The sequence below is a fragment of the Pontivivens marinum genome (genome assembly GCF_900231835.1).
In the GTDB taxonomy this organism is placed as follows: Bacteria; Pseudomonadota; Alphaproteobacteria; order Rhodobacterales; family Rhodobacteraceae; genus Pontivivens; species Pontivivens marinum.
Map to the genome: position 1 here is coordinate 271,889 of NZ_OCTN01000001.1, position 23,599 is coordinate 295,487.

The window sequence follows — 23,599 nt, forward strand, 5'->3', positions numbered from 1 at the left end:
GAATTTCAAAACTGCCTGATTACTCAGCCCATCTCCACTGGCCCGAGAACCCGCCCAGCACATGCGACACGGCGTCCTGCGTTGCGGAATCGTCATCCGCGACCAGTTGCGCGACCAAGCCCAGCTTCTTGTCCTCGATCACGCCGACCACATGCGCCTGAACGCCGGCATCGCGCAGTGCCTTGTCATAAACCCGCGTAATCGCGGAGCGGCGCAGGTCAGGCTTGAAGATTTTACCGACCGCGGTTTTGGGCAGCTCATCCATGATTTCGAGGAATTTCGGGATCGCCGCACGCTCACCGATATGCTCCTCAGCATAGGCGATCAACGCGCTTTCCGTCACTGTTGCACCGTCCACTAGCTCAACATAGGCGGCAGGCAGTTCGCCCGAATGCACATCCGGCTGGCCGATTGCACCGACAAAGGCGACCTGCTCGTGACCTGCCAATGCCTCCTCGATCAGAGCGGGATCGATGTTGTGACCACCACGGATAATCAAATCCTTGGCCCGTCCTGTGATAAAGACGAAGCCATCCGCATCCACACGCCCCAAATCGCCGGTGCGCAGGTGGTCACCCGCGAAAAGGCCCACATTCTTGGTCGGGTCGGTATAGGTCGCGCCAAAGGAAACGCCCGGATTCGAGATGCAGATCTCTCCAACCTCGTCCACACCGCATTCCTTGATGATCGTGCCATCAGTAGTACAGCTTAGGATTTTCACGTCGGTATAGGGGAAGGGCAACCCGACCGAGCCGACCTTACGCTCGCCCGTCGCGGGGTTGCACGACACTAGGCACGTCGCCTCGGTCATGCCGTATCCCTCCAGAATACGCACGCCTGTCGCCTCCTCGAACCGGCGGAACAGTTCCACAGGCAGGGGGGCGGACCCACATAGCGCGTATTTCAGGCTGGAAACGTCGGCATCCACCTTACGCTGCATCAGCGCGGCGGCGGCGGTAGGCACCGTGACCATAAAGGTCGCCTTGTACCGCTCCACCAGCTTCCAGAAATTATCGAACACGCCCTCACCGCGATAGCCCTGCGGCGTTGGCATCACCATATGCGCGCCCGAACAAACTGCCGTCATCAGGATCGGATAGGCAGCAAAAACGTGGAACAGCGGCATCGGGGCCAGCAGAACGTCCTGCTCCGTGAACAGAATTTCGCTCGCGACCCAGCCGTTATAGATCATCCCGGAATGGCGATGCTGCGCGATTTTCGGCATGCCCGTCGTGCCGCCGGTGTGGAAATATGCGGCAATTCCGTCATCCTGCGGTTCCGCAAAATCCAGCGCCGAAGCATTCATCTTGGCCATTTCAGCGTTGAAGTTCAGAACCTGCGCATTGTGGCCACCGGTCGCCTTTGGGCGGATCAGCTTCGCAATCCACGACACCGGCGGGGACAGATAGCGGGTTAGGTCAACCTCAAGGATAGTTTTAACATTCGGGGCCTCGGCACAGGCCAGCGCGGCCAGTTCCGCCACATTGGTTTTGGGCATGGGGGCCAGTGTGACCAGAACCTTCGCGCCGGTATCACGCAGAATCGAGCCGATTTTTTCAGGCTCCAACAGCGGGTTGACCGGATTCACAATGCCAGCCGTCGCACCGCCCAGCAGGGTGATGACCGTTTCGTTTGCATTGGGCAGCAGATATGCGACGACATCATCATCGCCCACGCCCAGTTTGCGGAACAGGTTCGCGGCCTGCGTGACCTTACCCAGCAGCTCCGTCCAGTTCAGGGTTTCGGCCTTATCCTTTGGGCCGGACTTGATCTGAAACGTCGTTGCAGGCCGATTGCCATGTGCGCGCGCAGTTTCTGCGAGCTGTTCGTAAACGGTTTTCGCCGTCCAACGCTGCTCAATCGGCATTGATTGCTCAATCGCAATTTTTTGGGCAAGAGTCGCCATCTCGGTCATAGGCCGTTTCCCTCCGGTGTTTACGTGCCCATTCATGCGGGCATCATTCGTTGTTCATTGCCAATCAGATTGCGCAGCCCCAACGGTGACACAAGGCAGACGCGGCGTCAAAAGCGCACATCCGCCCCCCGACCCTGTGATACCAGCGCGACCAACAGCCGATATGCGTCAGAAATCTCTGGCGCGCCGAGGGGGTCATCGGGGTCCGCATCAGAAATCCAGCCGTCCATTGCCAGTGTAACCAGCCCGTGAACCGCCGCCCATGCTAACAGGTTTCGGGCCGCCTGAAGGCGCGGATTCGCGTCGGCATCCGGTCGGTTGAGCGTTTCAAACACCAACTGGTCCATCGCCAGACCGGCCTGCAACCAGTCAAGATCCTCAATATCGACCAGCTCACGCCGGTTTAGGGCCCGAAAGCGTTGTGGTTGTTCGCGGGCAAAACCGATAAAGGCCAGAATTATCGCCTCAAACCGAACAGCATCGCCCTCTACCGCATCCCGCTTTGCCCGTGCCGTCACCACCAGTTCGTTGATTGCCTCACATGAATAGGCGGTGACCAAGGCGCGTTTATCGCGGAAATGCCGGAACGCCGCCGAGGGCGCGACCCCGACCATACGTGCCAGCCCACGCAGTGACACCGCATCGATGCCCTCGCGCGTGACGACAGCGCCCATCGCATCCAGCAGCGCCCGCCGCAGGTCACCATGGTGATAGGATCCACGATCCTCATCGGTATGTTTTGGCTCATTATCACTCATGTGATCAGTGATAACATCAGCTATTGACCCGCCGCCACATGTAAAATAAATTTACATTGTGATCACCGATCACATGCAACACAGGATTCGCATCATGACCCGCTCCGCCTTGCAGCGCCCCGCGTACCTCATCCCGCCACCCTTTGGTGGTCTGGCCCCACTTGGGCGGCTGTTCTCACGCAAATCACCGGTCAGTAAACCGCAGGATGCCGGTCACGTGATGCTGCACATGCAATTGCGCTACACGCAGTCCCCTGCCGAATTCCGGGCGGAGATGACAACGGTCGCGCAGACAGTTTCCGATGTACCCGGCTTGATTTGGAAATTATGGGCCGAAACGGGCACAGGTCAGGCGGCCGCGACCTGCCTGTTTACCACGCGCGATTTGGCGCGGCGCTATGTTGACGCCATGCGCGTCCACGGACCAGCCGGTGATCCGCGTTATCTGGACGTGTCATTCCGGCTGATGGATGTTATCGGCGATGCGTCGCGTACAACCCGTGCTGTAGTTTAGCGCGACGTTCAAACCGCGTCGTCAAAACTGCCTGTGAATTGCAAACGAGCAAGGCGTGCATATAGCCCGCCCTGCGCAACCAGCGCGTCATGCGTGCCGATGGCTGCGATGCGCCCACCCTCCATCACAACGATCCGATCCGCCTTTTTCACCGTCGCCAAGCGGTGCGCGATGACCAGAGTGGTGCGCCCCTCAGCCAATTCATCAACGGCCTGTTGAACGGCGCGCTCACTCTCCGCATCCAGAGCGGAGGTCGCCTCGTCCAGCAACAAAACCGGCGCGTCGCGCAGAATGGCCCGCGCAATCGCGATCCGCTGCTTTTGCCCGCCAGACAGCATCACGCCGCGTTCACCGACATAGGTATCGTAACCATCGGGCAGTGCCGTCAGGAAGTCATGGGCGGCGGCGGCACGAGCGGCCTTCTCAACCTCAAGGTCAGTCGCATCAGGACGGCCAAATCGGATATTCTCACGCGCGGAATCGGCAAAGATAACCGGCTCCTGCGGGACCAGCGCGAAACGGCTGCGCATCTGGGTGCGATCCAATGTGGCAACATCCGTGCCATCCAGAGAAACCGTGCCCGTGGCCGGATCGTAGAACCGCAACAACAACTGGAACAGGGTCGTCTTCCCAGCGCCTGACGGGCCGACAATCGCCACGGTTTCACCCGGTGCAATGTCCAATGTCACGCCGTCCAGCGCCGAAATGCTGGGCCGTGCAGGATAGCAAAACGATACATCGTGGAACGCAACAGCGCCGCGTGGGGCGGGCAATGCGGCGGGTTGCTGCGGATCGCGCACGGGGTCTTGCGCCTCCAACAACTCAACCAGACGCTCGGTCGCACCGGCGGCCCGCATCAATTCACCCCAAATCTCGGACAATGCGCCAACAGCACCTGCCACGAGGATCGCGTAGATCAGGAATTGGAACAGTGTTCCGGGGGACATGGTTTCAGCGCGCACATCCCGCGCGCCCAGCCACAGCACCCCAACCACGCCCGCAAAGACGAGGAAGATCACGATGGCGGTCATCAGCGCCCGCACCTTGATCCGCCGCTCGGCCGAGGCAAAAGCCGCATCCGTCAGCGCGCCAAAAACAGTACGGCTGACGGCCTCATGCGTATAGGCCTGTACGGTTTGCGCGGCCATCAGCGTCTCGCTCGCCTGTGCGGAGCTATCGGCAATGCGGTCCTGATTTTCACGGCCCAGCCCGCGCAAGCGACGCCCTAGCAGAACAATCGGCAGGATCACCAGTGGCACCAGCACCAGCACGGCCACGGTCAGCTTGGGCGAGGTATATAGCATCATCACCAAGCCCCCCAGCAGCGTCAGCACATTGCGCAGGGCAACCGAAACGCTGGAGGAAATGACCGACAGGATCAGCGTCGTGTCCGTGGTTAGGCGGCTCAGCACCTCACCGGTCATCAAACGCTCGTAATAGACGGGGGACATCGCGATGGCGCGGTCATAAACCGCCTTGCGAATATCCGCGACGACACGCTCCCCGATGATCGTGACCAGCATGTAGCGGATGGCCGTTCCGATCGCCAGCAGCGCGGCGATCCCCAGCGCAGCACCGAAATAGGCATCCATCGCGCCCAGATCTTCGCCAAGGAAGTTATCAATCACCCGCCGTCCGGCCAGCGGCAGAATCAGCGTCAGCGCCGCGGTAAAGGTCAGCGCCAGTCCGGCACCGATGATCCAGTATTTATAGGGTGCAAGGAACGGGGCCAGACCCCGGATCGGTGACAATCGCGTCGCGCGCGCGCGATCCTCGGTGGTGTCGGCCATCTGCACACTTTCAGTAAATTTCGTATAGGGATGTAACAATCCCGTGGGCCCGCCGCAACCAGCCCGCATGTGATCGAATAGCAGAGGGATGGTGGCACGCTAAATGTGACATTTAGGCCCAATCACCGCCGATCAGTCGAACGGATCGAAGGGCGCCCAATCATCATCGACATCATCCGGATCAATCGGAACCAGATCCTCGTTAATGTCTTCCTCGGGCTGCGGCACATGGATGCGGATCAATTGCGACTGGGGAAATGCCTCCATCGCAGCCTGAACCAGCGGGTGCTGACGGGCCTTCGTCTCCATCGTGTCGGCAAGGGCGCTGTTCACCTCGGCCAGCGTTTCCGCGCCACCCTCGGATACCACGGTGACGGCCCAGCGGGTGCCGGTCCACGATGCCAAACGTTGTGACAGGGTCGCGGCCAGTTGTGGCGGCGCGTCATCCGTGGGCTGAAACTCGATCCGGCCGGGACTGTATTTCGCCAGCCTGACGTAACGCTCAACCTGTACCAGCAATTGCATGTCCCGCTGCTTACGGATCAGGGCGACGACATCCTCGAACATCGCATAACGGGCGAGCGGGTTTTCCTCCGGCTCTGCCAAGGCGACGGCCTGCGCGACCGAGCGTAATATCGGTGTACCACCCAATGCGGCGCGGGCTGTAATGCTGCCACCGGTATTGCTAGCGTTATTGGCACCACCACCTGCGGCAGGCGCACCGCGACCGGCGGCATTCACTGCGCCGCCATCTTGCAGCTTACGCACCAGCTCATCAGGGCTGGGCAGATCGGCCACATGGGTCAGGCGGATGATCGCCATTTCAGCCGCCATCATCGCGTTGGGGGCGGCGGCGACCTCCTCCAATGCCTTGATCAACATCTGCCATGACCGCGACAGCGCACGCATCGGCAGCTTTTCCGCCATATCCAAGCCGCGACTGCGTTCATCCGGCGAAACGGTGGGATCATCCGCCGCCTCGGGTGAGATTTTGACGACGCTGATCCAATGCGTGACCTCGGCCAAATCGCGGATCACGGCCAGCGGGTCCACGCCCGCGGCATATTGCGAGGACAGTTCCGCCAGCGCGCTGGCCGCATCGCCGCGCATAATCATGTCGAACAGGTCCAGCACCCTGCCCCGATCGGCCAGACCAAGCATGGCGCGCACCTGATCGGCGGTGGTTTCCCCCGCCCCATGCGCAATCGCCTGATCCAGCAGGGACAGCGCGTCGCGCATCGACCCCTCCGCAGCGCGGGTGATGAGGGCCAGCGCATCCTCGGCGACCTGCGCACCCTCCTTACCGGCGATTTCCGCCAGATAGGACATGGTCTGCTCAGGCTCCATCCGGCGCAAATCGAACCGCTGACAGCGGCTGAGCACGGTGACGGGCACCTTGCGAATTTCGGTGGTGGCAAAGATGAATTTCACATGCTCCGGCGGTTCCTCAAGCGTTTTGAGCAACGCATTGAACGCCGAGGTGCTGAGCATGTGCACCTCATCAATAATATAGACTTTGTAACGGGCCGAGGCCGCGCGGTAGCGGACGGAATCGATAATCTCGCGAATATCGCCAACGCCGGTGCGCGATGCGGCGTCCATCTCCATCACGTCAACGTGCCGCCCCTCGGCAATCGCAACGCAGGGTTCGCATTTACCGCAAGGTTCCGTGGTCGGCCCGCCCTGACCGTCGGTTCCGATGCAGTTCAGCCCCTTGGCAATGATCCGCGCAGTGGTGGTTTTACCCGTGCCGCGAATGCCGGTCATCAGAAATGCGTGGGCGATGCGGTCCGCCTCGAACGCATTTTTGAGCGTGCGCACCATCGCATCCTGACCGATCAAATCGGCAAAGGTTTCCGGGCGATATTTACGCGCCAGTACCTGATAGGTGGAATCGCTCATGGGGCCTCCGAATACAATCGGCGCAGCCTAAGCCGCCCACGCGGATCGGGCAACACGGGGCGGGCGCTCAATCGACATCAGACCGGTTTCAGTTCTCGTTTATATCCCGATTCCAAATCCGAACCTGCCCCCGCCGCACGCCCAGCCAGCGGCGCATGATCAGCCATGCGACAAAGGAAAGCACGCCAAAGAGCAGCAAAGTCAGCGGGATTGACGCGCCCAGCGGCAGGCCAATCGCCATCAGAATACCAACAGTGATCGCCCCGAGCGCAAAGCCCAACAGGATGGGTTCCGGCAACAGCGCCGTTAAAATCAGCAGGCCAACGCCGCCAACCAACCAAACCCACCAGATGCTCAACATCAGCGGCGTCCCTTGAGCAGCGAGAACGCATCGCCAAATGCCTCAACCGCGCTGGCGGGAAGGACGATGGTCTGGTTGCCCTCACCCTGACCGACAGCGGCCAGTGCCTCGACCTGTTTCAGCGCGACCTGATATTGCGCTGCCTCCAGCCCGTGCTGCGCAATCGCGCCGGCAACAACCTGCGTGGCATATGCCTCGGCATCGGCGCCGATGCGACGGGCCTTTGCGGCCTGCTCAGCGGCGTAGAGGTCCGCATCTGCGGCAAGCTCAACCGAGCGGCGGCGACCCTCGGCCTCCGTCACCTGCGCACGACGGGCGCGTTCGGCGTTGAGCTGTTGCAGCATCGCGGCGCGTGTCGCCTCATCCAGATCAACGTCGAGGATTTCGGCGCGCGTCACCTCGATCCCCCAATCATCGACCACGGCCTCCACCGCTGTTTTCACCTTTGAAATCAGGGTGGAGCGGTTGGATTGCACGGCGTCCAGCTCAATCGCGCCGATCTCGGACCGCACAATACCGGCGACCGTTGTGGCAATTGCGGCGTCAACGTCACGGATACGGTAAACCGTCTTTTCCGGCTCGATAATACGGTAGAACACGCTGGTTTCGACCTTGAGCAGCACGTTATCCGCCGTGATCGCATCCTGCGACGCGGTGGGCAACTGACGCTCAAGGATCGAGATCCGATGCTTCACACGGTCCAGAAACGGCACGATCAGGTTGATACCGGGGCCAAGCACCTTTTGCAGGCGGCCAAGGCGCTCAACAACGTATTTCTCGGATTGCGGAACGATCCGCACGCCCAGAAACAGCAGGATAATAACCAGTCCGGCCAGCGCCAGAACTGCGATATTACCACCTGTCAGTTGCTCGATATCCATGGAAACTCCGTTTATTATCAAGTGCGTATCACGCCTTACCAGCGGCAATACGGGCGCGATGCGCGATGTATAATGTGGACGCGATGATTAGCGTCGCACCCGCGGCAGTGTATGTATCAATTACCTCACCAAACATGAAATATCCGGCCCCGCCAATCAAAACCAACCGCAGATAGGTGATCGGGGCCAGCAGACCTGCATCCGCATAGCGATAGGCCTGAATATCCCCAACATTTCGCGCAGCACCGCAAATGACCAGAATTGCCGCACCGATCCAGACGGAGGTTGTCTCAGGTATTTTCCACACTGGCAGGGCCAGCGGCAGGCTGATCACCAATGTCACCACGACCGAGGAGGCAAATGCCGATAGCGGACCATCCGCGCGGGCGACGCGGCGGCTCATCGACAGAGCGCATGCGAATAGCAGCGAGGAGGTCAGTGCGGTTAGCATCGCGGGCTCCAAGCTGTTGATTCCCGGCCTTAAAATAACCAAAGCACCCAGAAATCCGGCGATGACAGCACCCCAGCGGCGGGGGCCGACACGTTCGCCCTGAAACACCGCAGCAAGGATCGTGGCAAATATCGGAGCCGTGAAAAACAGCACGGTTGAGGTCGCCAGCGGCAGGTTGGCAATCGTATAGAACCCCATATGCGTCGAAACGCCGATCAGTGCGCCACGGACCAAGTGATCGCGGGGCGAGGTAAACCGCAGTTTTCGCCAGATCAGCGGCAATAATGCGAGCAGTATCAATGTTGTAACGCCAGCACGCAGGGTCACCACCATGCGGCTATCCAGATCATCGGCAACGAAGCGCACAGCGACCGACATAGCCGATGCGGTCACGACCGAGAAGAACATCCACGCCAACCCACGGGCATTGTCATTGGCGATTTGGTTAGGCTGCGGTAGCGACGCGCCGGGGGGGGATTGCTGCACTGGAACTGCCCTTTATCAGGCCCGAAAGGGACCAAAAACATGGGGCTGCTTTGTGGCTGCTTTCCGGCTGCTCTGCGTCTGGCACATTTCTGGCCGCGCTCGTGCAGTGTTATCCGCCATGGCGGGGTCTGTCAGTGGCAGAATTGTGCCGCTACAAAGCGGCCACCGCCCCGATTTCGGGGGCGGCGGGATTTCATCGTGTAGGTCAGCGGCCCTGAAAACGTTCCTGCCAATCCTCGCGCTGTTCATCCGTAATCTTGGCGAACAGGTTTTCGGGAACGGTGAATGCATGGCCGGGTTTCAGGGTATCCAGCGCGGCGGCGACATCCTCGGGCCAGTCCAGATTTGTATTCAGCGATGTGGCCAACATGGCGCTAGCATCGGGGATGAACGGCACGGACAGCGCGGCGTAGAAGCGGCACAGGTTCAGTGCCAGACGGATGATGCCGGCGGCCTGTTCGGGGTCCTGCTTGAACACGGCCCACGGGGCGGCCTCCTGCAAGTATTCATTGCCGGCGACCCAGATGGAGCGCAGCTCGGCTGTTGCCTTGCGGAACTCCATCGCCTGCATATGGCCCTCATACAGGGTGACGCGGCGGGTCAGTTCCTCAACCAATGCTTGCTCGGTCTCGCCGAGGGGGCCGTCGGGGACCTCCTCACCGAATTTGGAGCGGCAGAATTTGGTGACGCGGGACACGAAGTTGCCCAGCACGTCGGCCAGATCCTTGTTACAGCCCGCCTGGAAGTTCTCCCATGTGAACTGGCTGTCGGAGGTTTCCGGCACGTTGCTCATCAACCACCAGCGCCAATAATCCGATGGCAGCACGCTGAGCGCCTGATCCATGAACACACCGCGCCCGCGTGAGGTCGAGAATTGCCCGCCCTCGTAGTTCAGGTAGTTAAAGGATTTGATATAATCCACCAGTTTCCATGGCTCACCCGATCCGATGATCGTGGCGGGGAAGCTGAGGGTGTGGAACGGGACGTTATCCTTGCCCATGAACTGCACATAGGTCACGTCATCCGCGCCCTTGTCGGTGCGCCACCAACGCTCCCAATCGTCGAATTTCTCGGCCGTGGCGGCGATATAGGCGATGGGGGCGTCGAACCAGACGTAGAACACCTTACCCGGCAAATCGGGAACCGGAACGCCCCAATCCAGATCGCGGGTGATGCCACGATCCTGCAAGCCGTCGCCGTCGTTCAGCCACTTTTTCGCAATCGAGGTGGTCAGCAGGGGCCAGTCATGCTTGCCCTCGATCCAGTCGGATAGCTCGGAGCGCAATTGCGATTGTTTCAGGTGCAGGTGCGTGGTCGCGCGGACCTCCAGATCGGTCGCGCCGGAAATGGTGGAGCGGGGGTTGATCAGATCGGTCGGGTCCAGCTGCTTGGTACAATTATCACATTGATCGCCGCGTGCGCTGTCGAAACCGCAATTGGGGCACGTCCCCTCAACATAGCGATCCGGCAGGAAGCGGCCATCTGTGACGGAGTAAATCTGATGCTCCTCGACCTCGGCGATCAGGCCCTGCTTGGCCAATTGCGCGGCGAAATGCTGCGTCAACTCGTGGTTCTGCGGCGAGGAGGACCGCCCGAAATGGTCGAAATTCATGCGGAATCCATCGGCCAGACCGGCCTGAACATCATGCATTTCGGCGCAATATTCCGCGACCGGCTTTTGCGCCTTTTGCGCGGCCAGTTCAGCAGGTGAGCCATGCTCATCCGTGGCGCAAATGTGCATGACCTCATGGCCACGCCCGCGCAGATAGCGCGCATAAACGTCCGAGGGCAGTTGGCTGCCCACCAGATTGCCCAGATGCTTGATACCGTTGATATACGGAATAGCGGATGTGACGAGATAACGGGCCATAGGGGTTCCTCATGTCGGTCGGCGCGTCTTTAGCTGATTGCGACGCGCTTCGCCAGTGGGGGTGCTATTGGGGAGTTGGTAAAAACTGTCGGCGGGGGCGCATCACAGCGACAGCACCTGTCGGGCAAAGGGCACCGTCACGCGCCGCTGTTCGGCCAGTGCCTGCCGGTCCAGTTCCGCCAATGCATCCGCGATGGAGGCCAGCGACCGGTCCAGCCGCAGCGCAAGGAACGGAGGCAGCCTTGGGTCCAGATCCAACTGCCGGTCCGTCGCAATTTTCACGATGACCGCGTGGATCAGCGCATCATCAGGCGCGCCCAATGTGGCGATGCCCGCCGCCTGTAGGCGTGAGGCAAGGTCAGGCGTGGTCAGCCGCCAACGGGACGGGGCGTTTTTGCCGGTCACCAGCAATTTGCCCCCTGCCCCTGCCAGCATGTTGTGCAGGTGGAACAGGGCTGCCTCCGCCGGACGCGGGTTGGCCATGGCAGCGAGGTGATCGACATCCTCCACCGCGACGGCGCCTGCATCGACCATACCAGGTAAGTCGGCATCGGTCAGGTCCACAGCGTTTACCACAACACCGCCGGTGCCCGCGGCCCACACATGGGCCAGATGGGTTTTGCCACTGCCGCCCGCGCCGGTCAGCGCCAGCTTGCCCGCTGGCCAGTCGTGCCATGCCTCGACCATCGCCAATGCCTCGGCATTCGAGGCGGAGACGAAGAAGGCTTCACGGTCCAACGCAGCGCGGTGGGGTAGATCGAGGGGAATTTGGCTCATCCCGCGCCGTCCTGATCCTCCGGACCACGATAGAGCCGACCCTCCATGTATTTATCGATCGCAAAGCGGGCCAGCACGCCGATCACCGCTGCCACCGGAACCGCAATCAGCAGGCCGGTAAAGCCCATGATCGCCCCGAATGCCGACAGCGCGAACATCAACCACACCGGATGCAGGCCGACGGAACCGCCTACCAGTTTGGGTGTCAGCACGTTGCCCTCAACCGCCTGTCCCACCACAAAGATCGCAGCGACCGCTGCGATCCACAGCGGCTGGTCCCAGAACTGGAACAGCGCCACACCAATGCTGAGCGCGCCGCCCATGATCGAGCCGACAAAGGGGATAAAGCTGACCAAGCCTGCAAACAGCCCGATCACCAGCCCGAATTGCAGGCCGATCAATGTCAGCGCCATGGCATAGAACCCGCCCAGAATCAGGCAGACCGTTAGCTGCCCCCGCACGAAACCCGCCAGCACGCTGTCCACACGACAGGCCAGATCGCGGATCGTTTTGCGATGTTCGCGGGGCAGCCAGCCGTCAATCTTGGCCACCATGCGGTCCCAGTCCATCAGCATATAGAAGGCAACGACCGGAGCGACGACCAGCACCAGCACGAAATCCAGCACCGCGATGCCCGATGCGAGGATCGAGTTTGCAATGTCGGGAATGCGTGATCGGATCGCCTCGGTTGTGGTGTCGATAGCATCGCGCAGGACGCTGCCCTCAACCAGCAATTCGGGGAATCGCTCCTGCAAAAATGATTGCAAAGTATCCGCATATCCGGGCGCGGCGGCGATCAGGGATTGGGTTTGGTCGATGGCCACAGGGATCAGGATGACCAGCACCAGTATCGCCCCCAGCAGCACGCCAATCGTGATGACGACCGTTGCCAGAACACGCGAAAAGCCCAACCGTTCCAGCCGATCCGCCACCGGGTCGAGGAAATAGGCGATGGTCATTCCCACAAGAAATGGCAGCAAAGTGTCCCCGACAACCCACAGGAAGCCGATGAAGATCGCAGCACCGACCCCCCAATAGCGTAGCTGTTCGCCTCTGCTCAGCGCCATGCACCTGCTCCTGTCTGTTCACGAGTGGTTTACAGGGGCTTAGGGCATCGGGAAAGGGGCTGAACGCATCCCGGGGCGCGGTATCCACAACTAATTCGAAACCAGCACCGGAATGGATGCAGGATGACGCGAATGTCGAATTACTTGCCTTGAGGTCAGATTACGGCAAGGGTCTATGCACGAACTGTGGAAGTTAGAGAGCGGGTGGGGACGTGCGCTAGGTCCAACAAACTAATAAAATTGGGTTTGTCTGCGGTGTGGACCAATACTCAAATGAGGAAAGCGCCATGAAAACCCCACGCGAAACTGCGTCTGCCATACTCTTATCCACCGCTCTATTCGCGGCCCCTGCCCTCGCCGATGGTCAATACGCGATGTATGATGGTGCGAACGGCTATATGGGCGATTTCAACATTATCGAGGATGTCGCCACGCCGGGTGGTCCCTATGTCTGGATCGAAATGCCGGATCAGGAAATGTGGCTCTATTTCCCGCCCGAGGCGATTTATGTCGATATGCACCCGACCAATCCGATCATCTTCAACCAGATCCCCTTTGACGGCGACTGGGTTGGCACATCCCCCTACGATCAAACCTGCCCGACCGGTCCGAATTACGACCATATGGGACAGCCGAGAGCCGCCCATGGCAGTGCCATGTTGATAAATACCGCCGTGCAGGGAACGGACTTGTTATTCGAGGTCTGGATTTCAAGTTGCGGCGGCGACCTGCAATTTTTCGGGCATCATCAACCGGCATTCGGCCACCAGTCCAGCGGTGGTGGTTTTCAGCAGGGCGGTGGCGGCAAATCGGTTACAAAGTAATCGGGCGCATCACCTCGGGCTCAATCACATTCACATTGGGCAGACCCCTGCGCATCACATCTGCGGATTGCTCCAACAGGCCAAAGGTTTGGTAGTGGCAGGGGATCACCGTCTCGAAGTTAAAGAACATCTTCGCGGCGAAGGTGGCGCGTTTCATATCCATAGTGAAGTGGCCACCCGCAGCGAGGATGCCGATTTCGGGTTGGTGCAGGGCCTCGAACACCTCCATATCCGCCATCACGTCGGTATCGCCTGAGAAGTAGATCGTCTTACCCTCACCCGCGATCATGAATCCGGCCTCACCGCCGACATAGCGCGGGCCATCGGGGGTGGAGATGCTGGAGGAATGCGTCGCGTTCACCATGGTCACGGCCACATCGCCCAGGGCAACCGTGCCGCCCTTGTTAAACCCGATGGTGGCGATGCCCTCTTTATCCTCCCACCAGCTCATCAAATCGTAGATGCCGACAACGGGGATATCCAGTTCCTTGGCGATTGCGACTGCATCCGAGGAATGGTCGCCATGCCCGTGGCTGAGCAGGATCGCCGTGGCGCCGGTGATCGCGCGTTCACGTTCCGCACTGGCAAAGCTGGGATTTCCGTCCAGCCATGGGTCCACCAACAGGACCTGATCTGCGATCTCGATACGAAAGGCGGAATGGCCGAGCCAGATGATTCTCATTTGAGGGGTCCCTTCGCGTAGGTCATGATGCGGCATAGCCGAATTGGGGGACAACATGGACTGGACAGCGCAGGTGGACAACTACTGCGAGCGCACCGATTTCAGCTTTTGGGCGGAACCGGTCAATGCGGCCAGCAATGCGGCGTTTCTGATCGCCGCCTTTGTGGTGTGGCGTATCGTGCGGGACCGCCCCGATTGGGGAGTGCGGGCGCTGCTGCTGATCCTGACGGCCATCGGGATCGGATCGTTCCTGTTTCACACGGTGGCCAGCCGCTGGGCCTCAACTGCGGATGTGGTGCCGATCATGGTATTCATCCTCGTCTATCTATGGCTCGCAACGGTGCGGATGCTGGAGCTGCCACGCTGGGCGGGATTCGTCGCGGTGGCGCTGTTCTTTCCCTTTACGGCGGCGGTGTCGTCTGCCGTGGTGGCGATCACCGGCGGGCTGAACGGGTCCGAGGGCTATGTGCCCACCATGCTGCTGATTGCGGGTTACGGGCTGTGGCTGTTGCCGCGTAAACCGGCGACGGGGCGTGGGCTGTTGATTGGCGCGGGGCTGCTGACGCTATCGCTGACCGCGCGGTCCGTGGATGAGGCCCTGTGCGAGGTCGTTCCGCTGGGCACGCATTGGCTGTGGCATCTGTTGAACGGCACCATGTTGGCCTGGATGATTTTGGTTCTGGATCGGCATGGCACAACTGAGGGCTGATGGCGTCTTGCCGATCCGGTCGCAACATCCGATATTAGGGGCATGAGTCTCCCACCTTCCTTCTTTGATGATCTGCGTTCGCGCACATCCCTTGCCGCTGTGGTTGCGCGCAAGGTGACGTGGGATAATCGCAAGTCCAATCCGGGTAAGGGCGACATGTGGGCCCCCTGCCCGTTCCATCAGGAAAAGAGCGCCTCGTTCCATGTCGATGACCGCAAGGGGTTCTATTACTGCTTTGGCTGCCACGCAAAGGGCGACGCCATCGGGTTTGTCAAGGAAACCGAGAATGTCAGCTTTATGGAGGCGGTTGAGATACTGGCCCGTGAAGCAGGGATGCAAATGCCCGAGCGTGACCCACGTGCGGCAGAGCGGGCCGAAAAACGGGCCGGCCTTAGCGATATCATGGAGATGGCGGTCAAATTCTACCGCGCGCAACTATCCGGCGCACGGGCGGGTGCGGCACGTGAATATATCAACCGACGCGGTCTAACCCGTGCCACGGTGGAGCGGTTCGAGATCGGATATGCCCCGCCGGATCGTACTTTGCTGTTCGAGCATTTGCGGGCCAAGGGGATTGAGCCTGCGGAGATCGTTGCCTCGGGCGTTGCGGCGCAGCCCGATAGCGGCCAGCCCTATGACCGGTTTCGGGACCGCATCATCTTTCCCATCCGCGACGGACGGGGCCGCGCCATCAGCTTGGGCGGGCGGGCGATGGACCCGAATGCGCGGGCGAAATACCTGAACGGGCCGGAAACCGAACTGTTTGATAAGGGCCGCGCCCTGTACAATCAGGGCCCCGCGCGTGAGGCAGCGGGCAAGACGCAGGCGCTCGTCGTCGCTGAGGGATATATGGACGTTATCGCCCTAGCACAGGCGGGTATCGGCCATGCGGTCGCGCCGCTAGGCACCGCGATCACCGAGGGGCAGTTGGCGCTAATGTGGCGCATCACGGATGAGCCGGTCATTGCGCTGGACGGTGATACCGCAGGCATTCGCGCCGCCCGCCGCCTGATCGACGTGGCGCTGCCGTTGTTGCAACCTGGCAAAAGCTTGCGGTTTTGTGTCATGCCTGCCGGTCAGGACCCCGACGATCTGATCCGTGAAAGCGGCGTCACCGCCATGCAATCGCTGCTGGACGGCGCCCGCCCCATGGTGGAGCTGTTGTGGGAGCGTGAGACAGAGGGCAAGGTTTTCGACAGCCCTGAACGCCGCGCCGCGCTGGATGCGGACCTGCGGCGGTTACTCAATAACATCACCGATCAATCCATTCGCACCCATTACGGCGCGGCGCTGCGCGACAAACGGCAGGAGCTGTTTGGCGGCAGCCGTCCGTCCCGCGGCGGGTTCAACACTGGAACGCCGTGGCGGCCCAAGGGCGCGCCGGAGCCGGCCAGCGCAGGTGCGCGGGCATCCTTTCTGGCGCGCGAGACACAGGCACTGGAGGACCATCAGCGCTTGCGGGAAAGCGCGATCATGGCGGGCTGCCTGAACCATCCAGAGGTCGCCCGATCGCTGGAGGCGCCGTTAGAACGCTTGCCAATGGCCTGTTCCGATCTAACTGTGTTGCGCGATGTCCTCTTGTATCATCTGTCCAACCCCCTACATCACGATGCTAGCACCGCAGTAGAGGCAACAATGACGCAGCTTGGCTATGATGCTCGGGAGCGGTTAAATGCGCTGGGCAATGTACGGGTTGCGCGTCATCTTCTGCCACAGGCAGATGCAAGCGTAGCGCGGGCCGCTATCCTAGAAGAGATGGCAAAGCAGACGGCGGAGATGGGCATTCGCGACGAAGTACGCGATGCTGAGGAAGATATGCATGGTGTCGCGGACGAGGGCGTTACGTGGCGTTTGCAGCAAGCAAGTATAGCCCGGGACCGCGCATTACGCGGCCTTGGCGACGAAGAAGACACCGCGTCAGGCGGTGAACAAGAACTGTCAGACCATCTTTCGCGTTTAATCGCGGACCAGGTCTGGATAAAGAAACGCTAAAGCAGCGCGGGCCGAATCACTCTCGATTCAGTATCGTGCAAAACAATTCGCTGATTCGGCCCTGATTCGGGCGCGGAACGGCATCAGGTTTGACGGAGTGCATCATGGCGGCAAACGACCTCGAACAACGCAAGGACGAGGATCAGGAAAGCGGATCGGGCTCCATTCTGGACATGAGCCAGGCAGCCGTGAAGAAAATGATCACGACGGCCAAGGCCCGCGGCTACATCACCTATGACGAACTGAATACGGTGATGCCCCCTGACCAAGTCTCGTCCGAGCAAATCGAGGACGTGATGGCGATGCTGTCCGAAATGGGCATCAACGTCATCGAACCCGAGGAAGCCGAGGAAGAGGACGCAAAGGCACCGGCGGAGGTTGAAACCTCGACCAGCCGTGAAATTGCGACCACCACCGCCAGCAACGAAACACTGGATCGCACCGACGATCCTGTGCGGATGTATCTGCGCGAAATGGGGTCCGTCGAACTGCTGAGCCGCGAGGGCGAGATCGCCATCGCCAAGCGGATCGAGGCCGGTCGCAACACTATGATCCTTGGTCTGTGCGAAAGCCCCCTGACCTTCCAGGCGATCACGATCTGGCGTGAGGAGCTGATGGAAGAAGCCATCATGCTGCGCGACGTTATCGACCTTGAAACCACCTTCGGCGAAACGCTGGAGGATGAGGAGGAGGACGAGGTCACAACTCCGACTGAATCCACCGATGATGCATCCGCTGAGAACAAGGTCGAATCCTCGGATGATGATGACGAGGAAGAGGACGAGCAGGCCAACCTGTCGCTGGCCGCGATGGAAGCTCAGCTAAAGCCCCAAGTTCTCGAAACGCTCGACCGCATCGCGTCCGACTATGCCCGTCTGGCCGAAATGCAGGACGACCGGATGTCCGCCGCGCTGAACGAGGAGAACACCTTCTCAACCACGCGCGAGCTGGAGTATCAGCGTCTGCGCTCGGAAATTGTTGAGATGGTGAACTCGCTGCACCTGCACAACAACCGGATCGAGGCACTGGTCGATCAGATCTACGGCATCAACCGCAAAATCGTCTCGCTGGACGGTGATATGGTCAAGTTGTCGGACCTGTCGCGCATCAACCGCAAGGATTTCATCAACGAATATCGTGGTGCGGAGCTGGAGCCCGGCTGGCTGGACCGTGTGGGTGAAAATACCGGTCGTGGCTGGTCCACGCTGGCATCCGTTCACCGCGAAAAGGCTGAGGCCGTGCGCGCGGAAATGGGCGAGGTCGGCACCTATATCGGCGTTGATATCCCCGAATTCCGCCGCATCGTGCAGCAGGTTCAAAAGGGTGAGAAAGAAGCCCGTCAGGCCAAGAAGGAAATGGTCGAGGCGAACCTGCGCTTGGTTATCTCCATCGCCAAGAAATATACGAACCGTGGTTTGCAGTTCCTCGATCTGATTCAAGAGGGCAATATCGGCCTGATGAAGGCCGTGGATAAGTTTGAATATCGCCGCGGTTACAAATTCTCGACCTATGCGACATGGTGGATCCGTCAGGCCATCACCCGCTCCATCGCCGATCAGGCGCGCACGATCCGTATTCCTGTGCACATGATCGAGACGATCAACAAGCTGGTCCGCACCGGTCGCCAGATGCTGCATGAAATCGGCCGTGAACCAACACCCGAGGAATTGGCCGAGAAGCTGCAAATGCCGCTGGAGAAGGTGCGCAAGGTTCAGAAAATCGCCAAGGAGCCTATCTCGCTCGAAACCCCGATCGGGGACGAGGAGGATTCGCAGCTGGGTGACTTCATCGAGGATAAGAACGCGATGTTGCCACTGGAGGCGGCCATTCAGGGCAACCTCAAGGAAACAACGACACGGGTTCTGGCCTCGCTCACCCCGCGTGAGGAACGTGTTTTGCGGATGCGCTTTGGCATTGGCATGAACACCGACCACACGCTGGAGGAAGTCGGCCAGCAGTTCAGCGTTACACGCGAGCGTATCCGGCAGATCGAGGCAAAGGCGCTGCGCAAGCTGAAGCACCCGTCGCGCAGTCGTAAGCTGCGGTCGTTCCTCGACCAGTAAGACACTCTCTAGATTAAACATTCTGCGCCGCTGAACAATTGGCGGCGCAGGATCGGCCCGCGAGTTTATGCGGCCATTTCAGCCACATAATGCGGCCAATCTCCCCCTCAAAAATCGCTAGCCTGTAGGTCGCCGTGAGCACAGGCATGCGACATCCCATAATCGTGGTCAAAAGCACCGCAAAAAATCACGATGAATGTGTGATTTGCCACTCCAGTTCATCAGAGTGACGTAGTACCCCGCTTACGTTACGAAATTCGCGAAACCTCGCTTCTGCCCAACCACAGACCAAATGCATTTGGAACGACTGTTGGCCCAGTGAATATTGCATTTCGCAAATGAATTTCAGGCTTATGCTTGCCTCAGGGCAACGTAACGGCGCATGATGATACAAGGCCAGTTAGACCTGCCAACAGGAGATACCTATGCTTAAGACTCTATCAGTTGCTATCGCTGCAACATTCGTAGCGGGCGCAGCTTTTGCTTGCCCGAATATCGGCCAGACCGGCGCGACGATTAATGCCTCGGCCACACAGTTGTATTCCCCCCACAACTACAACGTTACCGCAGGCGGCAGCTCTGACCTAAGCTACTGCAACATCCGCACCTACAATAACGTCACACCTGTTGGTTGGGTTGCAACGGCACCTGACTTTGAGCTGAACTACCGCAAGGATGCGAATTACAGCCTCGAAATCCGCGTTGTCAGCGACTGCGATTCAGTTCTGCTGATCAATGATGGTGAGGGCGACTGGTTCTACGACGATGATGGCAATTCCAACAGCGCCGGCGACCCGGCACTGCGGATCAACAATCCGGCAGCTGGCCTGTACGACATCTGGATCGGCACATACGGCCCGGGCACCTGCTCGGCCCAGTTGCAGCTGGAAACATTCTGATCTGGCAGGTGCGGACCTGATCCGCGCCACCTGAACAGCGCATTGAATGCCGGGCCATGGGTCCGGCATTTTGCGTATGCGCCACGGGTTTCGCCAATACGTGACCTAACGACTCTTGCCAGCACTACACACGGCGGGCAAAGTGGCGAAAACCACCACCGATTGCGCGCGGTGCGATATCTGCACCACCTGACGGAGTTCACCCTATGCGTTGTCCATTTTGCGGAAATACCGAAACTCAGGTTAAGGACTCGCGCCCAGCCGAGGACCACGTCGCCATCCGCCGCCGCCGCTATTGCCCTGCCTGTGCAGGTCGTTTCACCACATATGAGCGGGTGCAATTGCGCGATCTGGTCGTCGTTAAAAAGAATGGCCGCCGTGAGGGGTTTGATCGGGATAAGCTGGAACGCTCGATCCGCATCGCCCTGCAAAAACGCCCGATTGAGGGGGAGCGCGTAGACCAGATGATCTCTGGAATAGTGCGCCGGCTGGAGAGCATGGGTGAGAGCGACATCGCCTCTGACACGATTGGTGAGATTGTGATGGAAACCCTGGCCCGTATCGACACCGTTGCCTATGTCCGGTTTGCCAGCGTTTACAAAAACTTCCAAGAGGCCGACGATTTCGAGGATTTCGTGCAGGAGCTGCGCCCACCAAGTGTGGACCCTGAGACGGATGAGTAGCCAAGATAACCGCCATATGGCCCATGCGCTGAGCCTTGCCGCGCGTGGACTAGGACGCACTTGGCCAAATCCGGCTGTGGGATGCGTGATCGTTTCCAATGGGCGCGTTCTCGGTCGGGGCTGGACCCAGCCCGGCGGACGCCCCCATGCTGAAACTGTGGCACTGGCACAGGCCGGCGAGGCAGCGCGCGGTGCCACCGCCTATGTCAGTCTGGAACCCTGCGCACATCATGGCCGCACGCCGCCCTGTTGCGACGCGCTGGTCGCAGCGGGTGTGGCCCGCGTTGTCACCACGATGGAGGACCCCGATCCCCGCGTTGCTGGTGAGGGATTGCGCCGCCTGCGCGCCGCCGGTGTTGAGGTTACGGTTCTGGACCAGATGGCCGGTGCCGCGATGGAGGCGAATGCAGGCTTTCTGATGCGACAGGCCAGCAGGCGCCCCTTGGTCACGCTGAAATTGGCGGCTTCGCTGGATGGACGGATTGCAACGGCGCGGGGCGAAAGCCGCTGGATCACTGGTCCGCAGGCCCGTGCCGCCGTGCATATGATGCGCGCTCAGGCCGATGCCTTGCTGATCGGCGCGGGAACGGCGCGTGCGGATGATCCGATGCTGGATGTCAGGCTGGCCGGTTTGACCGATGCTGGCCCCGTGCGCGTTGTGGCGGATGGTGGGCTGTCACTGCCGCTAACCGGTCGTATGGCGCGCAGCGTTTCGGATCAGCCGGTCTGGCTGCTGCATCGCCGCGATGCGGATCGGGCGCGGCGCGATGCATGGCGTGGGCTGGGCGCGCAAACCTTGCCCTGTGCGACGGATGAAACCGGTGCGCTAGTGCCGCTTGAGATGCTGCGCGCATTAGGCGACGTCGGCATCACGCGCGTTCTGTGCGAGGGCGGCGGAAAGCTGGCCGCGGCGCTGCTGCGGGCGGGTGTGGTCGATCGCTTGGTCTATTTCCATGCGGGGCTGGTGCTGGGCGGTGAGGGGTTAGCCTCGGTCGCGGCTATGGCAGACCTGCCCTTGGATGAGGTTGCACGCTGGCGCCTGCATAGCAGCGACCGGATCGGCGACGATGTCATGACCGAGTGGCGTATCTAAGCAATCGCGACAGCACACGCCCCGGACCGGCCAGCGGTATTGCGGGTTCATGGCCTCCTTGCTCCAGCCAGCTCAGGATATCTTCGGGTCCGCAGCGTGATTTCGTGCGCGGGTCCAGATATAGCGGATAATCGATCAGCGCGGCGTAGGTTAGCATATCCATACCCGGCCGCGCAGTGCGCCGTTGCAGCAGGCCATCAGGCACAGGGCCAAGGTCTTGCGTCAGCCCCCACCCCGCATAGAACGGCCACCCTAGGCAGGTAACAGGCACGTCGCGCAGCAAGGCCTCGAACCCCGCGAGGGAGGTATTGGTCCACAGCGCATCGACTTGGTGCAATAGCGGGGCAAGGCCGCCCTGCGTGATCACCACATCAGCCCCGTCAACGACATGCCCGTCGCGTAGGCCCGCAACCACATCGGGATGGGGTTTGTAGATCAGCACGGCTGCTGGGTATGCGCGCCGAGCGGCCTGCACGATATCAGCATCCGTGATATTCGGCCCGCCAAACCGGACCGAGGCATCCCCCCGAACTTGCCCCGCAATCAGAATGCGATGCCCCTGCGGCAGCGTCGGTAGCGGGGCCGTCAGGTTGTATTTGTCGAACTGCCCCGCAATCAGGCGCGCACGCAGTTTGGCGGCACGGGTCAGGGCAGTGGGGGGTAAAGTGGGGCTGTCCGCAATGAAACGCTCCAGATCGCTGGGATGTGCCGGATCGAAATGCAGGCCGGTTCGGTCGTGGATCAGCGAGACAGGCGGCACCAGCGCCGCGCCCAGGCCACGCGAGCGCAGGAATCCATCCTCGATCCGTGCATCGGCGGTCCGGTCATTACCCCATGCGACGGTGGTTTTTGGCCCGATATCGCCGAGCATCTGCGCCACACGGTGCCGTTTCCATCCCGACACGCCGACCAGTTGCGTTGTGCCATAAGTCCGCCGATGGGCCGCACTGGTCGAGGCAAGCCGCTGTACCGCCGCCAGCACGCCCCCATCACACCCCGTCACCGGATCGGGCCAAATGCTGGCATCGCGCATTAGCCCTGCAAACAGTTGCAGTCGGGTTAGCTGAGTCGTGCGGATAGCGATCGGGGTGAGATCTTGGCTAAGGCCCCAACCGGCATAGATCGGTTGGCCATGCACAATCGGGCGATGACCGGCGAGGATCGCCTCGAACCCCAGTTGCGAGGAGTAGACGTGAACCTCGGCCACGCGCGGCCAGATATGCCATGGGTTCACGCCCTGCGGCATCAGCGACACGCCAGCAGGCAGGTCGGTTTGCGGCAGCAGGCCCTGCCCCGACGGGTGGGTGCGGATCAGGATGGGAAGGTCAGGATTGCGCGCACGGGCCGCGCCCAGCATTCCGGCGAATGCCGTCGCATCCGCGCCCATCAGCGCCGCATCGCCCGCTACCTGATCCACAACCAGAGCGAATCGATCCGGCAATGCATCTGCCCCTGTCGGCCAATGGTTATATTTCGATAGCTGGTGATGCTGCATCAACGCCAAGGCATCGCGCGTATCCGCATCGGGCTGCGGTTGCGCATTCAGCAGGGCGGCAACGGTACTGCTACTATCCGGATCGTAGTGCACGCCGTGTAGGTCGAGGATCAGGCCAGCGGCGGGTCCGGCCCCCGCATGGATGGAGCGTAGGAAGCTGTCCTCAATCGTCAGCAACGGTAAATCGCGGCGGCGTGCCAGTGCGATGCCACGTGCCGCAACATTGCCCCTGCCCCAGACGGCCACCGCGTCGCATTGCTGCCAGCCCGGAACCACCTGCCAACCCTGCGCCCGCAGCGCAGCGCGCAACCACGGTTGGCGCAAAAAACCCAGAGACAGCACGCCAAGGCGAGGGAGTTCGCCCGCCTTAGCCACTATATTCACCAG

At 60.7% G+C, this 23,599-nt stretch carries 20 protein-coding genes; 8 read left to right on the top strand and 12 right to left on the bottom strand.

The annotated features are described in order from the left end of the window. Nucleotides 1-19: 19 nt before the first annotated feature. Complete coding sequence (locus CR254_RS01400) at nucleotides 20-1,915, bottom strand: acyl-CoA synthetase (RefSeq protein WP_097928015.1); 1,896 nt, start codon at nucleotides 1,913-1,915, stop codon at nucleotides 20-22. Nucleotides 1,916-2,022: 107 nt separating this feature from the next. Further along, complete coding sequence (locus CR254_RS01405) at nucleotides 2,023-2,673, bottom strand: TetR/AcrR family transcriptional regulator (protein ID WP_097928016.1); 651 nt, start codon at nucleotides 2,671-2,673, stop codon at nucleotides 2,023-2,025. A 94-nt stretch (nucleotides 2,674-2,767) separates the two neighbouring features. On the opposite strand from CR254_RS01405, the gene CR254_RS01410 reads away from it, so the two are divergent. Next, nucleotides 2,768-3,187 carry a YdhR family protein gene (locus CR254_RS01410; protein WP_180955851.1) on the top strand — a complete coding sequence of 140 codons (420 nt, stop codon included), beginning with the start codon at nucleotides 2,768-2,770 and terminating at the stop codon, nucleotides 3,185-3,187. An 8-nt stretch (nucleotides 3,188-3,195) separates the two neighbouring features. On the opposite strand, the gene CR254_RS01415 is transcribed toward CR254_RS01410, so the two are convergent. The 8 genes from CR254_RS01415 to CR254_RS01450 all read right to left on the bottom strand — a co-directional run bounded on the left by CR254_RS01415 (nucleotide 3,196) and on the right by CR254_RS01450 (nucleotide 12,772). Further along, a complete protein-coding gene (locus CR254_RS01415) occupies nucleotides 3,196-4,977 on the bottom strand; it encodes an ABC transporter transmembrane domain-containing protein (protein WP_097928018.1) in 1,782 nt (593 codons plus the stop codon). A gap of 132 nt (nucleotides 4,978-5,109) precedes the next feature. Further along, entirely contained in the window at nucleotides 5,110-6,879 is a 1,770-nt protein-coding gene (locus CR254_RS01420; protein WP_097928019.1) for a DNA polymerase III subunit gamma/tau, read from the bottom strand. Between the two features lie 88 nt (nucleotides 6,880-6,967). Then, on the bottom strand, nucleotides 6,968-7,240 hold the full coding sequence (locus CR254_RS01425) for an NfeD family protein (RefSeq protein WP_097928020.1): 273 nt from the start codon (nucleotides 7,238-7,240) through the stop codon (nucleotides 6,968-6,970). Then, the gene (locus CR254_RS01430) at nucleotides 7,240-8,121 is read right to left on the bottom strand and encodes an SPFH domain-containing protein (RefSeq protein WP_097928021.1); all 882 of its coding nucleotides are present in this window, start codon (nucleotides 8,119-8,121) and stop codon (nucleotides 7,240-7,242) included. The genes CR254_RS01425 and CR254_RS01430 overlap by 1 nt, the downstream gene beginning before the upstream one ends. 28 nt (nucleotides 8,122-8,149) lie before the next feature. Continuing rightward, nucleotides 8,150-9,058 carry a DMT family transporter gene (locus tag CR254_RS01435; protein ID WP_097928022.1) on the bottom strand — a complete coding sequence of 303 codons (909 nt, stop codon included), beginning with the start codon at nucleotides 9,056-9,058 and terminating at the stop codon, nucleotides 8,150-8,152. 205 nt (nucleotides 9,059-9,263) lie between these two features. After that, a complete protein-coding gene (gene metG, locus CR254_RS01440) occupies nucleotides 9,264-10,928 on the bottom strand; it encodes a methionine--tRNA ligase (RefSeq protein WP_097928023.1) in 1,665 nt (554 codons plus the stop codon). A gap of 102 nt (nucleotides 10,929-11,030) precedes the next feature. Next, nucleotides 11,031-11,705 carry an HdaA/DnaA family protein gene (locus tag CR254_RS01445; protein ID WP_097928024.1) on the bottom strand — a complete coding sequence of 225 codons (675 nt, stop codon included), beginning with the start codon at nucleotides 11,703-11,705 and terminating at the stop codon, nucleotides 11,031-11,033. After that, nucleotides 11,702-12,772, bottom strand: a complete 1,071-nt coding sequence (locus CR254_RS01450) for an AI-2E family transporter (RefSeq protein ID WP_097928025.1) — start codon at nucleotides 12,770-12,772, stop codon at nucleotides 11,702-11,704. Before CR254_RS01450 ends, CR254_RS01445 begins: the two co-directional genes overlap by 4 nt. A 287-nt stretch (nucleotides 12,773-13,059) precedes the next feature. Between CR254_RS01450 and CR254_RS01455 the strand changes: the two genes are divergently transcribed. Then, nucleotides 13,060-13,596: a hypothetical protein gene (locus CR254_RS01455; RefSeq protein WP_097928026.1), complete on the top strand. Its 537-nt coding sequence runs from the start codon at nucleotides 13,060-13,062 to the stop codon at nucleotides 13,594-13,596. Here CR254_RS01455 and CR254_RS01460 read toward each other — a convergent pair. Next, complete coding sequence (locus CR254_RS01460) at nucleotides 13,586-14,278, bottom strand: metal-dependent hydrolase (protein WP_097928027.1); 693 nt, start codon at nucleotides 14,276-14,278, stop codon at nucleotides 13,586-13,588. The genes CR254_RS01455 and CR254_RS01460 overlap by 11 nt on opposite strands. Before the next feature lie 55 nt (nucleotides 14,279-14,333). Here CR254_RS01460 and CR254_RS01465 point away from each other — a divergent pair, with 55 nt between their 5' ends. The 6 genes from CR254_RS01465 to ribD all read left to right on the top strand — a co-directional run bounded on the left by CR254_RS01465 (nucleotide 14,334) and on the right by ribD (nucleotide 21,717). Next, nucleotides 14,334-14,987 (top strand): ceramidase domain-containing protein, encoded by a 654-nt coding sequence (locus tag CR254_RS01465; protein ID WP_097928028.1) that lies wholly within the window; start codon nucleotides 14,334-14,336, stop codon nucleotides 14,985-14,987. Nucleotides 14,988-15,029: 42 nt separating this feature from the next. Beyond that, on the top strand, nucleotides 15,030-16,979 hold the full coding sequence (dnaG, locus tag CR254_RS01470) for a DNA primase (RefSeq protein WP_097928029.1): 1,950 nt from the start codon (nucleotides 15,030-15,032) through the stop codon (nucleotides 16,977-16,979). Nucleotides 16,980-17,083: 104 nt separating this feature from the next. Next, nucleotides 17,084-19,042: an RNA polymerase sigma factor RpoD gene (rpoD, locus tag CR254_RS01475; RefSeq protein ID WP_097928030.1), complete on the top strand. Its 1,959-nt coding sequence runs from the start codon at nucleotides 17,084-17,086 to the stop codon at nucleotides 19,040-19,042. Nucleotides 19,043-19,467: 425 nt separating this feature from the next. Beyond that, a complete protein-coding gene (locus CR254_RS01480) occupies nucleotides 19,468-19,941 on the top strand; it encodes a hypothetical protein (protein WP_097928031.1) in 474 nt (157 codons plus the stop codon). A 206-nt stretch (nucleotides 19,942-20,147) separates the two neighbouring features. Then, nucleotides 20,148-20,624, top strand: coding sequence for a transcriptional regulator NrdR (gene nrdR, locus CR254_RS01485; protein ID WP_097928032.1), 477 nt, complete (start codon nucleotides 20,148-20,150; stop codon nucleotides 20,622-20,624). Next, entirely contained in the window at nucleotides 20,617-21,717 is a 1,101-nt protein-coding gene (gene ribD, locus CR254_RS01490; RefSeq protein WP_097928033.1) for a bifunctional diaminohydroxyphosphoribosylaminopyrimidine deaminase/5-amino-6-(5-phosphoribosylamino)uracil reductase RibD, read from the top strand. Before nrdR ends, ribD begins: the two co-directional genes overlap by 8 nt. Here ribD and CR254_RS01495 read toward each other — a convergent pair. Continuing rightward, nucleotides 21,695-23,596 (bottom strand): capsule polysaccharide biogenesis protein, encoded by a 1,902-nt coding sequence (locus CR254_RS01495; RefSeq protein WP_145996689.1) that lies wholly within the window; start codon nucleotides 23,594-23,596, stop codon nucleotides 21,695-21,697. The two genes, ribD and CR254_RS01495, sit on opposite strands and share 23 nt — an antisense overlap. Nucleotides 23,597-23,599: the final 3 nt, after the last annotated feature.